The following is a 15,316-nucleotide window of genomic DNA, read 5'->3' as shown; positions in this document are numbered from 1 at the left end:
TCATGCCCATTAGTGGGCATCAATGCAGCAAACACGGTATGGCAGCCATGTCTATGGGATGGTTTAAGCGGCCTGTAAATACTGTTTAAAATATCGCATATACTTTTCTGACCGTTTCCAACACGTCCCAACGCCCCGTCCAACCCACTGGCAAAATAATCAAATCGCCGGCGCCGACGGTGGTTTTTTCGCCGGTGCTGTCGTCGGTTAAGATGGCTTTACCGGCGATGATGTAGGTGAATTCGGTGTCTTGGCGGTTAATCACGGGCCAGCCACCGGGTTGGCATTCCCAAATGCCCAAGCTGCCATTGGCTTCGGGCGCCAATTCTTGGATGCCCAATTGTGGGTCGCCGCTATCGGCGCCAGCGCGTTGACCGGCGGCCGCCAAAACGGTTTGGGTGATGTGAGCGTTGTTAACAATGGTCATTTTACTCATAAAGCTCTCCTTGTAAGACTAATGTGCGCCAGTGATGGCGGCTAAAATGGCGGCGATGTTGGAGCTGCGCCGGGTCAGGCGTTCTTCGCTATCGGCCAAAGCGGTGGCGGACAAACCCATGTTCACGCCCAACCAGCGCAGCGGCTCCGGCTCCCACAGCGGTGAGCGGTGGTTGACAATGGGCAAGCTGTTGATGGGTTCATCCAGTTTTAAAATCAAATTGCGCAAGATGCGACCGGCCAAATTGCTGGTGGCAACGCCATCGCCGACGTATTGCCCCGCCCAAGCGATGTTGCTGCGGGCATCCAAGCCGACCGATGGACACCAATCACGTGCCACACCCAAAGCGCCGCCCCAGCGATGGGTAATCGGGACATCACTCAATTCGGGAAAGAAATCGTTGATGCAGGCGCGCAATTTGAGGTGGATGGCATCAGCCAAATCGTATTGCGGCGAGATTTTAGAACCAAAATGGTAAGGTTCGCCACGTCCGCCAAAAATCATGCGGCCATCGGCGGTCATTTGTGCATACACCCGCAAATGGCGCATGTCGTTGAAGGCGAAGCGTTGGTGTAAACCCAAGCGTTCACGCACATCGGCCGCGATGGGTGCGGTCGCCAACACTGAAGAGTACAGCGGAATGACTTGGCGCTGGTGCGCCGCTTGTTGGCAGGTATAGCTTTCGGTGGCGCGCACGATGGTGCTGGCGCTGATGCTGCCGCTGTGGGTGCGGATTTGCCCAGCCGCAATGTCGGTGGCGGCGGTTTGTTCGTAAATCTGCGCGCCCATTTTTTCGACGGTCTGTGCCAATGCACGCACCAATTTTCCCGGATGGACGACGGCGCAATGCGGCGTGTACAGGCCGCCCAAACTGCGACTGATGCCTATGCGTTGCTGCGTTTCTTGCGCGTTTAAAAACTGCCATTGCTTAGGCAAGCCAAAAGCCGTACTGGCCGCCACAGCCGCTTGCGCGCGCTGCAATTGTGCGCTGGAGCGGGCAACCGATAAAAAGCCGTGTTTGCAATAGTCGGCATCTATGTGTTCGGCCTGTAACACTCGCGCTAGCTCATCGACAGTATCGTTGAGCGCGTATTGCAGGTCTAATGCTTGTTGGTGGGAGCTGTTTTGCGCCACTTTGTGCAAAGAGATGGGGAAGATGGCCGAAGCCCAACCGCCATTGCGGCCTGACGCGCCATAGCCAACGTGTTCGCGCTCGATGATGACCACGCGCAAGCTGGGTTGCTGCTTGAGCAAATAATACGCCGTCCACAAGCCAGTATAGCCGGCGCCAACAATGGCGACATCGGCGCTGATGTCTGCGCTCAGTTGCGGTCTTGATGGTGTTTCTTCAAACCAATACGGTTGATTGGGTAATTTGCACAAGGCATCCATTTTGCTGCGCTCCTTCGGGTTTTAGGCCTGCTTATTATTGATTGTTGAGGCATACTAATGGGCGCAGATGCAACAGTCTATTGGCAATGTTAACAGCATAAGCATGATTAATCATACAATTGTCTAATATCTCAATTTGTGGGTGACACATGATTACGGTGCAAGAATTGGTGGACAAGCCTTATTTGGGTTTGGCGTTTCAAGCAGGACAAAGCGGTGGCAATAAAGTGGTGACTTGGGCGCATGCGGTAGATTTGCCCGACCCGTGGCGCTGGATAGAAGCAGGCACTTTGGTGATGTCGACTGGCGCTGGTTTACCCGAAGATGCGGCGGCACAAAGCCTGTGGATACAGCAATTGCAGCAGGCGCAAGCCAGTGCCCTAGTGTTTGCACCCCAACCGGGAGCCGTGAGCCTGACGCCGGCTTTGTTGGCCAAGGCCGATGAAATTGGCTTGCCGGTGTTGAGCGCCAGTTTTGAATTGGAATTTGTCAAACTGTCGCGTTTGGTCATCGAGCAGGTGTTGCGGGCACAAAAAGAGCGTTTTGATGCGGGGCAACGCCTGTTTCAAGTGTATGCAGATGTGTTGTGGCAAGCAGCGGATTTGCCCGAGCGCTTGCAATTATTGGGACAAAAATTGGCCAGCGATTTGCGCATCGTCGATGCGGACAGCGGCGCGGTGTTGTTGACGACAGCGCCAGCCAATTTTGATCAGCCCCCGTTGCTGCGTTTGCCCATTCCCGGTCGCGCCCATGCCGTATTGGAAATGGGCAAGGTGCGCAGCAAATGGGTGGACGATCCTTTATTGGCACGGGTATTGGCCGGCTTGCTGGGGGTGGAATTAGACCGCGCTATGATGGCGCGCAATGACAAACGTGATGAGGGCAAGGCCTTGTTACAAGACTTGATTGCGGGCGAAATGGATTTTAATACCGCCAAAGTCATGTTGGAGCGCCGTGGTTTGCGCGGTAGCCTCGTGATGGTGGCACTGCGATTGCCGGCAGCGCTTACAGGCCGCTTTGAGCAGCTGCACCATGTGCCCGAGCTGTATGGCTGTTTTCCCTTAATGCTGCAAGCCGAACACACCTTATATTTGCTCATCAATGATGATGTAGATTTGCTGCAACACTTGCTTGCCAGCTTGGGCACTGATGCGAAAATGGGCATCAGTCATCCCATTTCTGCGATGATCAGTGTGCAAGAATCGGTGCAACAAGCGACTTTGGCGGTGGCACATGTGGCCGAATCAGATAATACACTTGTGCACTATGCCGATTTGGCCTCAGAATTTGCCTTGGGTCCCAAAACGGTGTCGCAAGCGCAAGCGGTGGTGCAGCATTATTTGGGTCGCCTACTGGACTATGAAGCACAACACCAACTGCCTTTGCTGCAAACCTTAAGCGTGTTTTTACACCAAGATGGCAACTGGAAAACCAGCGCCGCCCAACTGAACATCCACCGCCAAACCTTGGTTTACCGCTTGAAATTGGTGGAAGAGCTCACCGGCATCAAACCCACCAGCAGCCACGGCATCAGCGTGTTTTGGCTGGCTTTGCAGGCACAGCAAAGTTTGAAGTGATGTCTGTATGTCTGCTTAATACAACATAAGCGGCCTGTAAACCTGATAGAGCTTACAGGCCGCTTATGGAAGCTGTAGTGTACAAGAATTTGATATGGCTATCGTTTGCAAAGATTGTGGGTATCGCTTATTTCATCACACCACTAAGTCTGTGATAACAGGTCTATTTCACCAAAAGGGTATGGGTATCAAACATCCCCGCCAATTGCATCAAATTCAATTGCGCCATCAGGTATTGGTATTTGGCTTGGGTGCGTTTGAGTTCGGCATCGTAATACTCTTTTTCTGAGCGCACGCGGTCGGCATTGCTGAGAAAGCCGTATTGGTTGCCAAGTTTGCTGGATTTGACCTTGGTTTGGTTGGTGAGCACCAATTTGTCCAAAGCTTGAATGCGGATTTTACCAGCGCGTACTTTGGCGAAGTTTTCTTTCACGCTCAGCGCCACTTTTTCTTGCGTCACTTGCAATTCTTGTTCGGCTGCATGATAGCCAGCGCTGGCTTGTTTGCTTTGTGCGCGCAATTGCCCGCCAGTAAACAAAGGCAGACTGATACCGATACCGATGTAATTGGCACGGGTTTCATAATCTTGGATGGTGTCGGTGGACTGGTAGTCATTGGGATTGGTGTAATAGCCGGCCGACATTTCCACGGTCGGGTAGCGGTTGGCTTTGGTGGCTTTCATGTCTTGCTCGGTGCTGAGCACAATCAAGCGTTGCAAACGGATTTCGGCATTGTTGGCATCGGCTTGTTCCAACCATTGTTCGGAGCTGAGGCTGGGGAATTGGGCGACATCATGGATGTGGATTAACTCGATTTGTTCGGGATTGAGACCCGTATACGTCTCTAATTGCGCATAAGCCTGTACCAATTGTGAGGTGATTTCGATTTCATCGGCCAAGGCGGATTCGTAACCGGCTTGCGCTTCTTGCACATCGACAATGGTGGACAAGCCTTTTTTAAACAAGGCCTCGGCTTGGGTTTGCTGGGCGGCGAACGATTCTTTGGATTTTTGTACCGTCAGCAGCGATTCTTTCGCCACCAACACATTGAAATAAGCCTCGGCCACTTTCAACAACAATTGCTGTTCGGCCAAATCCAATTGCTTGCCCGCGGCATCGACGATGATTTTGCTTTGTTGGTATTTGCGCCATTTGTTGAGATTAAAAATGGTTTGGCTGGCCGACACTTTCCAGCTGGAGCTGTCTTTGGTGATTTTGCGGGGCTCAAATTGGTTTTGGCGCTGGTGCGAGGCACTGATGGACACTTGCGGTAATAAGGCAGCGCGTGCAATCGGCTTTTGCTGCTCATACCCTTGAAACTGGTATTGTGCTTGTTTCAATTCGGACGAATGCTCACGCGCCGCTTGCCACGCATCGCTCAGATTGAATGCCCATACAGAGGTGCTGCTCAGCAACAGTGTGCTGATGAAGAAGCTCAGTTTTTTCATGTTAGCGCTCCCTCAGGCTTTCATCCACTTTGGTTTGCAGTGGGCTGAGCAAGTAAGAGATGACGCTGCGTTTGCCGGTTTTGATTTCGGCAGTGGCATTCATGCCCGCATCCAAACGCACCGGTTTGCCTTCAATATTTAAGGTGTCGTGGTCTAAGGACACGATGGCGGTATACACCAAACCCAAGTCTTTGTTCTCCACCGCATCAAAGCTAACGGTTTTGACCTTGCCGGTGAGGTAGCCATAACGGGTGTAAGGGAAGGATTCAATCTTCACCACCACTTCTTGGCCGGCCTGTACAAAGCCAATGTCTTTATTGGGCACGATGGCTTCGATTTCCAATTTGTCTTCGCTCGGTACGATGACCATGATCGGCTGTGCCGCCGTGACCACGCCGCCTATGGTGTGGGTAGCCAATTGCTGTACCGTACCATCGACGGGCGCGGTTAAGGTCATCAGTTTTTTGCGCTGTTCGGCTTTTTCGGCTTCGGGCTCGAGTTGGCCAATTTGCTCATTCGCTTGGCGCAACACATCCAAGGTATCGCGTTTGATGGTTTGGGTATTGAGAATGCGTTCGTCTTCGGCCTGCTTGATGGCTTGGGCGATTTGTTGCAGCGTGCTTTGTTGGCTGGCCAAATCGTTCTTGGCTTGGATGTATTTGCTTTCTTGTTCGAGCAACGAGTGTTTGGCCAAATAGTCTTGCGCTACCAATTCGCGGTAATCGCTGACGCGTTGGCCTTCAATTTGCGTCATCGCCGCCAATTTGCTGATTTGCGCTTGCGTGGATGCGCGTTCGGCGATGCGCTGTTCTTTCACCGAGGCCAGTTGTTGGTCTTTGGTCGCCCAAGCTTGGTATTGATTGAGCACCAAGGTCTGAGCTTCGATGATCGCTGATTGTGGGATGGAAGCAATGATTTGCTGTTTGAGATTTTGCGTTACAGATGCTGCCTGTAAACTGTTTACAGCACTGGCAGCGGTGTTGTCTTGATTATGGGTGGTTGACTCTTGTTTGTCGGTGTCTATCGAGCTGCTGAGGCGGGGCGAGTGGCCGTTTTCTATCGCGGCAAGCAAGGTTTCTGAGCGCCATTTGTTTAAGTAGGCGGCGCGCAAAGCTTCTAATGAACGGTTGTAATCGCTGTCTGAGCCTATGCCTGCCAGTTCAAGCAACACCTCGCCTTTTTTCACGGTTTGGCCGTCTTTGACATTGATGCGCTCTACTACAGCAGTTTCCAAGGCTTGGATGGTTTTGCTGCGTCCACCCAAACTGGTTTTGCCTTGGGCGACGGCGACGATGTCGAGTTTGCCAAAGATGGCCCACAATAAGGCAATCAAGGCGAAGAGTATGACCAAACGCGCCGCCCATTTTGGTGCTGCCGACAACGGCGACTCGGTCAATTCCAGATGTGCGGGTAGAAATTCGCGCTCGTCTTGTTCTCGTTTGGGTGGGTCGAGCTGGTCGCGTACCGCCCATACCTGTTTCCACACGCTGCCATAGCGCTGGATGAATTCTTTGAATGCTTGCAAACGCATGCCCATAATGCTGATTCCCTTGAGTCCAAACCTGTGCTGTTTGCTGCTGCACGAGGCTTGGAATGTAATGCGAGTGATGTTGTTGTTATGGTTTAAGCGGCCTGTAAATCGTGCAGGTATTTGTAATAGCCGTTTTGTTCCAACAATTGCTTGTGCGTGCCTTGTTCGATGATTTTGCCCTTGTCCATGGCGATGATGCGGTGACAACGGCGCACCGTTGACAGCCTGTGCGCAATGATGATGACGGTGCGGCCCTTACAAATGCTTTCCATATTGTTCATGATGGCGCGTTCGGATTCATAGTCCAGCGCACTGGTGGCCTCGTCCAAAATCAGTATGCGTGGATTGCCAACCAAGGCACGGGCAATGGCGATGCGTTGGCGCTGTCCACCGGATAAACCCGCTCCTTGTTCACCCACCATGGAATCATAGCCTTCAGGTAATTCCATAATAAACTCATGCGCACCGGCCATTTTAGCTGCGTGCATGATGCGCTCCAGCGGCATGCCTGGATCGGCGAGGGCGATGTTGTCGCGCACGCTGCGGTTCATCAAGATGTTCTCTTGTAACACCACACCGATTTGACGGCGCAGCCACGCTGGATCGGCCAAGGCCAAGTCGTTGCCGTCTATCATCACCCGCCCGTGTTCCGGCACATACAAACGCTGCACCAATTTGGTCACGGTGGATTTGCCCGAACCAGAACGGCCAACAATGCCCAATACTTCGCCAGCACGGATGTTCAAACTGAATTCGCGCAGAATCTCTGGCGCATCGGGACGGTAGCGGAATGACACCCGGTCAAAGCCGATAAAGCCTTTGATGTCGGGTAGAGCCATGCGGCTGGTTGGGTTTTCAGTTGGGGTATTGAGGATGTCGCCCAAGCGCGCCACCGAAATGCCCACTTGTTGAAAGTCTTGCCACAATTGCGCCAAACGAATCACCGGTGCGGCCACTTGACCAGCCAACATATTAAACGCAATCAATTGACCGACGGTCATGTCGCCATTGATGACCAAACGCGCACCAAACCACAGCGTTGCCACTACCACCAGTTTTTGAATCAGCTGCACCCCTTGTTGGCCGATGGTGGCCAAACGGGTGACTTTGAAACCGGCGGCGACATAAGCCGCCAATTGTTGGTCCCAACGCCGCGTCATTTGGGGTTCTACCGCCATGGACTTAATCGTGCCCATGGTTGTGACCGATTCCACCAGGAAAGATTGGCTGTCGGCATTGCGGGCAAACTTGTCATTCAAACGCGAACGCAAGATGGGGCTGATGGTGGCCGACCAAATGGCGTAACAAGGCAGGGAAATCAATACGATCAGAGTCAACCAGCCACTGTAATACCACATCACCGCAATAAAGATGAACGAGAAACACAAGTCCAATACCGAGGTTAAGGCTTGGCCAGTGAGGAAGTTGCGGATTTGCTCCAGCTCGCGCACTCGCGCCACTGTGTCACCGACACGGCGGTTCTCAAAATAGGCAATCGGCAAACTCAACATATGGCGGAACAAGCGCGCACCCAGCTCCACATCAATGCGCGAGGTAGTATGGGCGAACACATACGTGCGCAAACCGCCTAAAACCACTTCAAAAATTATCACTACCAAAAACGCAAACGCAATCACATCCAAAGTGGAGAAGCCGCGGTGCACCAATACCTTGTCCATCACCACTTGAAAGAAGATGGGCGTAATCAGTGCAAACAGCTGTATGACCACAGACACCGCCAACACTTCCATAAAAATGCGGCGGTATTTGATGACGGCAGGGATAAACCAAGTGAAATCAAACTTGGCCAACGAACCCATGATGGAAGCGCGTGAGGCTACCAGCATCAACACACCCGAATAGCGGCTAGCAAATTCTTCCTTACTCAAAATCACCGGCCGACCTTGTTGCAAATCTTGAATCAAATAGCGTTCTTCATCGACCTTGGCCAAGATAAAGTGCTCGCCATCTTCACGCCATACCAAAGCCGGCAAAGCCGCCATGTGCATGCGTTCGAATTTTTGGTGAGAGACTTTGGCTTTCAAACCAATTTCACGCGCCGCCAGTAACCAACCTGATTGGTCGAGGCCTACTCCGTTGACATCGTAGCGGTGTTGGATATCAGCCGCGTTGACGGCGATGCCGTGGAATTGGGCTAAGATGATTAAAGCGCTCAAGGCCCAATCTTGGTAAGCCTGTTGGTCATTATCTGTGACAGGTACGGCCGACGGTGCATCAGGCTGTGGGCGTTGGCTGGAATCGGGTATGTTATTCATAAATATTTAAGGCATTCGCATATTTTGTGATGAAGTTTTATTCCAACGCTGCAAGGGTTGTGGCGGCGATTATAAGCAGCAGTGTGTTGCCTAGGCTGTGTATTCTAGCAATTAAACAGGATAATGTTATTTATGTAAATACAGGTTAATGTGTAGTGAGCATGAAATCAGGATTATTTGCAGTTTGTGCAACGCAGTAATGCGTTGGTATTGCAATAAGCGGCCTGTAATGTTTACAGGCCGCTTGTGTTAATGTTCAGCAGAATGCGCTACCGAAGTATCGTTGACCAAAGACTTGCTTAAAATCAAGCGCAAGGCGTAGATGAGGGCGATGGCGAACACGCTGTAGCCGATGTCGCTGGCAAACAGCGGCACGGTCAATACCGCAGCGGCGGACAAGGGGTAGAGCCATTTGCCCAGACCGTGTAAATGTTGCACCTCGTGCAATACCCACAAGCTGGCGCTGTAAATCAGCAAGGGAATGATGACCAAATATGCGGCCAGCACATCGCTGATGTGGGCTTGGTGGGTGGCGACATCGACGGCGGCGGCCAAGCTGGCGCCTATCATGGCAATGCTGAAGAAGATGAAAAAATGGCCATAGCCCCACACAAAAGCGCGTTTGCGGTTGTGGAGTTTTTCGACGGCGCTGTGGTCGAAATACGCCCACCACATGGTGAACATCAATAACAGACCGCCCACCATCAAAAACAGTAACTCTATGCTGAACAATTGGTTGTTTAAGGCATCGCTGATGGCAATAAAACTGCCGACGATGGACTCACCCAAGACGATGATGGTCAATAAGGCATAGCGTTCAGTGATGTGGTGCGGGTGCCACGGCGTCATCGCCGGCGCTTCGGCCCAAACGGGCACGGCCAATTCGGCCACGACCAAGATGAAAAACAAAGTCACGGTAAAATTGATGGGCGAGAAGTGGAACAACACCCACGCGATTTGCACCAGAAAAATGCCCAAGGCGTAGCGCAAAGCGGTTTTGCGCCGCGGCACATCGCTGTAAGCGGCGCGCAGCCATTGCACCACCAAACTCAAGCGCATGATGGCATAACCGATGATGATGACATCAAAATCATGGTGTTGGAACGCGCTGGGTATGCCGGCGGCGATGACCATGGAACCGATGATTTGGACAAAGGTGAGGATGCGGTAAACCGCATCGTCGTTGTCGTAGGCGGAGGAAAACCAAGTGAAATTCATCCACGCCCACCACAAGGCAAAAAACACCATCAGGTAATTGAGCAAGCCACTGCCCAAGTGGTTTTCTACAAAAGCGTGGTGCAATTGTTGCCCGGCGGTGGCGATGGCGACCACGAAAATCAGGTCAAACAACAATTCCAATGGAGTGGCCACGCGGTGGTTTTGCTGTGGGTCACGGGGTTTTAAGGCCTGCAAGCACGGTGCGAGTTTGATGTGTATGGACATGGAATGCCTCTGTTTTTATTTAATTTGCCAGTTTAGTATGCAAGAAGAATGCCTTGATGCGCTGCAAAAATGTGGGTGTAGGCAGAAAAGTGTGGTGTGGATTTTAGAGAGGTGAGCGTGGTCAGGCTGTTATGTCTCTGGGACTAAGCCTCTGGGTTTTGACTTTGGTAGATGAATGATACGGCTGTGTTCAGCTTAAGCCCTAAAAGAGACCAATGCTGTATGGAAAAATACACAGTGTATGGATAAGGTATTGTATCAGCAGCACACACTTAAGCGGCCTGTAATTAGTTTTACAGGCCGCTTAAGTGTTGCCAGTGTGTTTATTAGGGAAGACTTACTCAGCTGCTGGCGGCGCTGGGTTGTAATTGCTTTTTGCAAATTTCGGCCGCTTGTTCTGGGTCGAGTTTGCTGAATTCGCTTTCAAAGCCTTTGCGGGCGGCTTCGATTTCGGCGTCGCTGCGGTCTTGTTGTTTGAATAATTGCACTTGTTTTTCGACCACTTCATTGCATTCCAATGGCAATTCGCCGCTGTGGGTGCTTTCGCTGGCGCCACCACAGGCAGTCAATAAACTGGTGGCTGCGAGCAAAATAAGGGTTATGCCTTTCATTACATTGTGCTTTCTGAAAAACGGGAATGCTTCATCTTAAGTAGATATGAAATACTTGTCTATGGCATGAACATTTCTTTACGAGCGTTGTCAATGCGGCCTGTAAGCCCGATTTTTTAAATAAAATCAATTGTGATGGGGCAAAGTGGGAGAGAAACATAAGGTATGCACAAGCGCACACCACCGCTGTGAGCGGCATGGTGTGCGCTGCTTGAATGGGGGGCTTAATCTTGTTTCGGAGGCTTAATAAAGCGCTCGCAATAATTGAGAATTTTGACCACCACAAAGGCAATCGGGCAGGCCAAGGCCAATACCGCCAAAAAGCCCAAGGGAGTCGCAGGTTGCAAAATCAAATACGCCAAAAAAATGGCAATCACTACAGGCAGCATCATGATGTGGCTTCTCCATGTTTTGATGTGTAAGGTGGTGGCGCGCCTTTTTTCGTTGGCGCTGCGCCACACTTCATCATAAGCCGTGCTCATAACAGATGCGTTGTGCTGTATCAGACAGCGGTGACAAATAGCTTGAAATAGTCGTTGCCAGTGGCCTGTAACTGTAGGCAAGTCGAAACTGGGCAAGGGCAATAGATGCTTGCGCAGATGCATATCATCTGCGCCTTGGCATGCTATTCGGTTCAGGCTGGCTTGTTGCGCGCCCAAGCCAGTCCCTGCCAGCATAAGAGCACCCAAGCCCATCCAAGTCGAGGATATTACTCAATACAAATCAGTCATTTTGAAAATGCTGGCGCAAGCGCTCGATTTCTTCCAAACGGGTTTTGGTCTGTTCCCAATGCACATTATTGAGCGCGGCAATCAAGGCATCCATTAACAACATGGTGGCGACATTGGTGTCCCAACCGCTTTTACCTTCGGTATACGCAGTTAAGGTGATGTCGGCATGTGCGGCCAAGGGTGAGGTCCATTGGTCGGTAATCAAGATGCGCTTGCATTTGCGCTCGCTCGCCAATTTCATCAAAGGTTGTAATTCTGGCCAATAGCGGCGGATGTCAAACATGATGATGACGTCGTTTTTGCCCATATCGACCAAAGAATCGGCCCAAGTGCGCGGTACCGGCCGCAATAAAGACACTTGGCCACGAATGGTTTGCAAGTGGTTACAAAAATACTCGGCCAAGGGCCCGGTAACGTAACCACCAAGCAGCCACAAACGGTGCCGTGGCTGTGCCAACCAATCGACCACCGTATCAAAATCCTCAGGCAGCAAGTGTTGCGCGGTTTGTTGGATTAATTTTTGGATATTGCTGCTGAAATGGTGCACAAAACCTTGTTGATGGGCATCGGTATTGGGGTCGCGACGCAATAAGGGCGATTGCAATTGTGCATCCAATTCCAAACGCAAGGCTTCTTGAAAGCCGGTATAGCTGTCAAAACCCAATTTGTTCACCAAGCGCAATACCGATGGGCCGCTGACGGCGGCTTTTTGCGCCAATTGCGCAATGGTTTCCAAACCGGCTATCGGGTATTGATTGAGCAGCGCCCGCGCCACTTTGCGTTCGGTCGGTGAGAAAGTGTTGTAATGCTCGCGCAAGCGCACGGCGATGGTGTCCTCACTCATAAGCAACCTGTTATCTCGTTGATTCTCATGGCATGAATTATAGCGCATTTATACTCAAATGCGATGTAATATTTGTTACAAAAACGTATTGACATTGAAAAATATAATAATTATTCTGAGCGAAAATCAGGCGTGGTCGCACCCAAGCGCCATCACCATTCGACTGGAGGAGTCTCGTTATGACCAAGGCGACAAGGAATGAGAATGTGAATACGGCGGCTGACATCAGCCGTTTGATCAGTGAACGCGGCATTACCCATGTCAAAGTCGGCTTTTTTGACATAGATGGGGTGATGGCGGGCAAATTCATGTCGGCGGCGAAGTTTTTGGCGGCATTGGAAAGCAATTACGCGTTTTGCGATGTGGTGTTTGGTTGGGATGTGAACGACCAATTGTTTGACAACATCAAGCTGTCGGGCTGGATTACCGGTTATGCCGACTTGGAAGTGCGTTTATTGCCGGAATTGTGGCGCGAGTTGCCATTGGAAAACAACACCATTTTAGTGCCGGGCGAAGTAGTCGGACGCATGCAGCCTTTGTGTCCGCGTCAGATATTGAAGCAAGTGATGGCACGCGCCGAAAGTATGGGTTTTACAGGCCACGCTGGCTTTGAATACGAATTCTTGGTGACCGATGAAGCGCATGGTGATTTGCGTGCGCGCGATTTTCTCAAGCCCAAACCGCTGGGCGATGGCGCGTTTGGCTATTCGATTTTGCGCACCGCCGTTAACAATGATTTCTATGAAGGTTTGATTGATGTGTGCAATGGCATGGACATACCGATTGAAGGCTTTCATGAGGAAACCGGCCCCGGTCAATTGGAAATCGCCTTGCAAAACATGGAAACGCTGCGCGCTGCCGACGATGCCGCCATGTTCAAAACCTTCTCGAAAGTATTGGCACAAAAACAAAAACGCATGATTTCCTATATGGCCAAATGGGATGAAAGCCATTCTGGTCAAGGTGGCCATGTGCATGTGTCTTTGCAGCGTTTGGATGGCAGCACCGTGTTTTACGATGACAGCAAACCGCACAATCTCAGCGACGAAATGCGCTGGTTTGTCGGCGGTTTGCAAACCTTGGCGCGCGACTACATGGCCATCCATGCGCCCAATATCAACAGCTACCGCCGCTTGGTGCCCGGTTATTGGGCACCGACTTCAGCCTTGTGGGGTGTGGACAACCGCACCACTGCCATCCGCGCCATCACCGGCAGCCCCAAATCCCAACGCATCGAATACCGCGTACCGGGTGCCGATTGCAATCCGTATCTGGTCGCTGCCAGCATTTTTGCAGCCGGCCTGTACGGCATAGAACACAAAATTGAGCCACACCAAGCGTTTGCGGGCAATGCATATGCGCACACGCCGCCACCGGAATTGACTTTGCCACGCACTTTGTGGGAAGCGGCGCAATGTTTGCGCGCTTCGAGCGCGGCGAATGAGTGGTTGGGCAGCGATTTTGTCGACCATTTTGCCGCCACACGTGAGTGGGAAGAACGCGAATTCCAAAAACACGTGACCGATTGGGAGCGCAACCGTTATTTCGAAATCATTTGATGCCGTAGTGGATGGCATTTTAAGCGAGGACAGTCATGAGTGAACGTTTCAGTGTGGTGACCCCGATAGATGGCAGCGAGTTGTGCAGCCGCGAATACGCCAGCAGTGCGGAGATTGCAACGGCGGTACAGGCCGCTCAAGCCGCACAAGCGCCGTGGTTTGAACTGGGTTTGGCCGCGCGCAAAGCCAAAATTGCCGCGGCCATTGATTGGTTGGTGACGCACAAAGATGAGGTGGCGGCGGCGATTACCCACAGCATGGGGCGGCCGATTAGCCAGTCTCCCGGCGAAGTCAAAGGTTTGGAAGAACGCGCCCGCTACATGCTCAGCATCGCCGATGCGGCTTTGGCCGACATCGTGCCGGAAGAAAAAGCCGGCTTCAAACGCTTTTTGCGCCGTGAGCCAGTAGGGCTGGTGTTGGTGATGGCGCCGTGGAATTACCCATTTTTAACCGCGGTCAATGCCATCGTGCCAGCGTTGGCGGCGGGCAATGTGGTCTTGCTCAAGCACTCTTCGCAAACACCGCAAGTGGCGGAATTGTTTCAGGCCGCTTTTGATGCTGCTGGTTTGCCTGCCGGTGTGTTTCAAAGCCTGCACATGAACCATGCCGACACCGATGCCTTATTGCAATCGGATGCGGTGGATTTCGTGGCTTTTACCGGCTCTGTTAACGGCGGTCATCAAGTACAGGCCGCTATCAGCAAACGCTTTATTGGTGCGGGCTTGGAGTTGGGTGGCAAAGACCCTGCTTATGTGCGCGCCGATGCCGATGTGGCCAGTGCGGCAGAAAATTTGGTCGATGGTTCCTTCTTCAATTCTGGGCAGTCTTGTTGCGGCATCGAGCGCATTTATGTGCACGAATCGGTGTATGAACCGTTTTTGCAAGAATTTGTGAGGGTGACCAAGCAATACCGCTTGGGCAATCCTACCGATGCCAACACCAATTTGGGGCCCATGGTGCGCAGTTCGGCCGCGGATTTTGTGCGCGCGCAAATTGCCGAAGCGGTGGCACAAGGGGCGAAAAGCTTGGTTGATGAGGCTGAGTTTCCCGCCAGCCAAGCAGGTACGGCTTATTTGGCGCCGCATGTGCTCGCCGATGTCACCCATGACATGCGTGTGATGCGTGAGGAAAGCTTTGGGCCGGTGGTGGGCATCATGGCGGTCAAAGACGATGCCGAAGCCATCCGCTTGATGAACGACAGCGATTACGGTTTGACCGCATCGATTTGGACACAAGACGCGGCCGCGGCCGAAGCCTTGGCGGCAAAAATCGCCACCGGCACGGTGTTCATGAACCGCTGCGATTACCTCGACCCTGCTTTGGCATGGACGGGTGTGAAAGACACGGGGCACGGTATATCTCTGTCAGAATTGGGCTATGCGCAGTTAACCCGCATCAAGTCTTACCATTTGCGTGTCGCTTAAGGCACAAACAACTGACAGCTTTTGTTTTTTTAATCATTGAATTGC

12 protein-coding genes are annotated in these 15,316 nt (G+C 51.9%); 3 read left to right on the top strand and 9 right to left on the bottom strand.

The window, feature by feature from the left end:
• Window positions 1-85: 85 nt before the first annotated feature.
• Both BN3003_RS04790 and BN3003_RS04785 read right to left on the bottom strand, forming a co-directional pair.
• A complete protein-coding gene (locus tag BN3003_RS04790) occupies window positions 86-436 on the bottom strand; it encodes a cupin domain-containing protein (RefSeq protein ID WP_058305598.1) in 351 nt (116 codons plus the stop codon).
• A gap of 18 nt (window positions 437-454) precedes the next feature.
• Entirely contained in the window at window positions 455-1,828 is a 1,374-nt protein-coding gene (locus BN3003_RS04785) for an NAD(P)/FAD-dependent oxidoreductase (RefSeq protein ID WP_058305597.1), read from the bottom strand.
• Between the two features lie 149 nt (window positions 1,829-1,977).
• Here BN3003_RS04785 and BN3003_RS04780 point away from each other — a divergent pair, with 149 nt between their 5' ends.
• Entirely contained in the window at window positions 1,978-3,405 is a 1,428-nt protein-coding gene (locus BN3003_RS04780; protein WP_058305596.1) for a helix-turn-helix domain-containing protein, read from the top strand.
• Window positions 3,406-3,568: 163 nt separating this feature from the next.
• On the opposite strand, the gene BN3003_RS04775 is transcribed toward BN3003_RS04780, so the two are convergent.
• From BN3003_RS04775 to BN3003_RS04745, 7 genes are all read right to left on the bottom strand, one after another.
• Complete coding sequence (locus tag BN3003_RS04775; protein ID WP_058305595.1) at window positions 3,569-4,852, bottom strand: TolC family outer membrane protein; 1,284 nt, start codon at window positions 4,850-4,852, stop codon at window positions 3,569-3,571.
• Window position 4,853: 1 nt separating this feature from the next.
• Window positions 4,854-6,383 carry an HlyD family type I secretion periplasmic adaptor subunit gene (locus BN3003_RS04770; protein ID WP_058355653.1) on the bottom strand — a complete coding sequence of 510 codons (1,530 nt, stop codon included), beginning with the start codon at window positions 6,381-6,383 and terminating at the stop codon, window positions 4,854-4,856.
• A 92-nt stretch (window positions 6,384-6,475) separates the two neighbouring features.
• Window positions 6,476-8,659 carry a type I secretion system permease/ATPase gene (locus BN3003_RS04765; RefSeq protein ID WP_082625549.1) on the bottom strand — a complete coding sequence of 728 codons (2,184 nt, stop codon included), beginning with the start codon at window positions 8,657-8,659 and terminating at the stop codon, window positions 6,476-6,478.
• 249 nt (window positions 8,660-8,908) lie between these two features.
• Entirely contained in the window at window positions 8,909-10,102 is a 1,194-nt protein-coding gene (locus BN3003_RS04760) for a low temperature requirement protein A (protein ID WP_058305594.1), read from the bottom strand.
• Window positions 10,103-10,443: 341 nt separating this feature from the next.
• Window positions 10,444-10,713: a hypothetical protein gene (locus tag BN3003_RS04755; RefSeq protein ID WP_058305593.1), complete on the bottom strand. Its 270-nt coding sequence runs from the start codon at window positions 10,711-10,713 to the stop codon at window positions 10,444-10,446.
• A gap of 224 nt (window positions 10,714-10,937) precedes the next feature.
• Window positions 10,938-11,195, bottom strand: coding sequence for a hypothetical protein (locus BN3003_RS04750; protein ID WP_058305592.1), 258 nt, complete (start codon window positions 11,193-11,195; stop codon window positions 10,938-10,940).
• 241 nt (window positions 11,196-11,436) lie between these two features.
• Complete coding sequence (locus BN3003_RS04745) at window positions 11,437-12,288, bottom strand: MurR/RpiR family transcriptional regulator (protein WP_058305591.1); 852 nt, start codon at window positions 12,286-12,288, stop codon at window positions 11,437-11,439.
• A gap of 206 nt (window positions 12,289-12,494) precedes the next feature.
• Here BN3003_RS04745 and BN3003_RS04740 point away from each other — a divergent pair, with 206 nt between their 5' ends.
• Both BN3003_RS04740 and BN3003_RS04735 read left to right on the top strand, forming a co-directional pair.
• Entirely contained in the window at window positions 12,495-13,847 is a 1,353-nt protein-coding gene (locus BN3003_RS04740) for a glutamine synthetase family protein (protein WP_234333024.1), read from the top strand.
• Between the two features lie 35 nt (window positions 13,848-13,882).
• A complete protein-coding gene (locus BN3003_RS04735) occupies window positions 13,883-15,271 on the top strand; it encodes an aldehyde dehydrogenase family protein (RefSeq protein WP_058305589.1) in 1,389 nt (462 codons plus the stop codon).
• Window positions 15,272-15,316 lie beyond the last annotated feature (45 nt).

This window comes from Vitreoscilla massiliensis (assembly GCF_001457815.1).
Classification (GTDB): domain Bacteria; phylum Pseudomonadota; class Gammaproteobacteria; order Burkholderiales; family Neisseriaceae; genus Vitreoscilla; species Vitreoscilla massiliensis.
The sequence above is the reverse complement of the archived record's forward strand: the minus strand, read 5'-3'. Positions and strand labels throughout refer to the sequence as shown.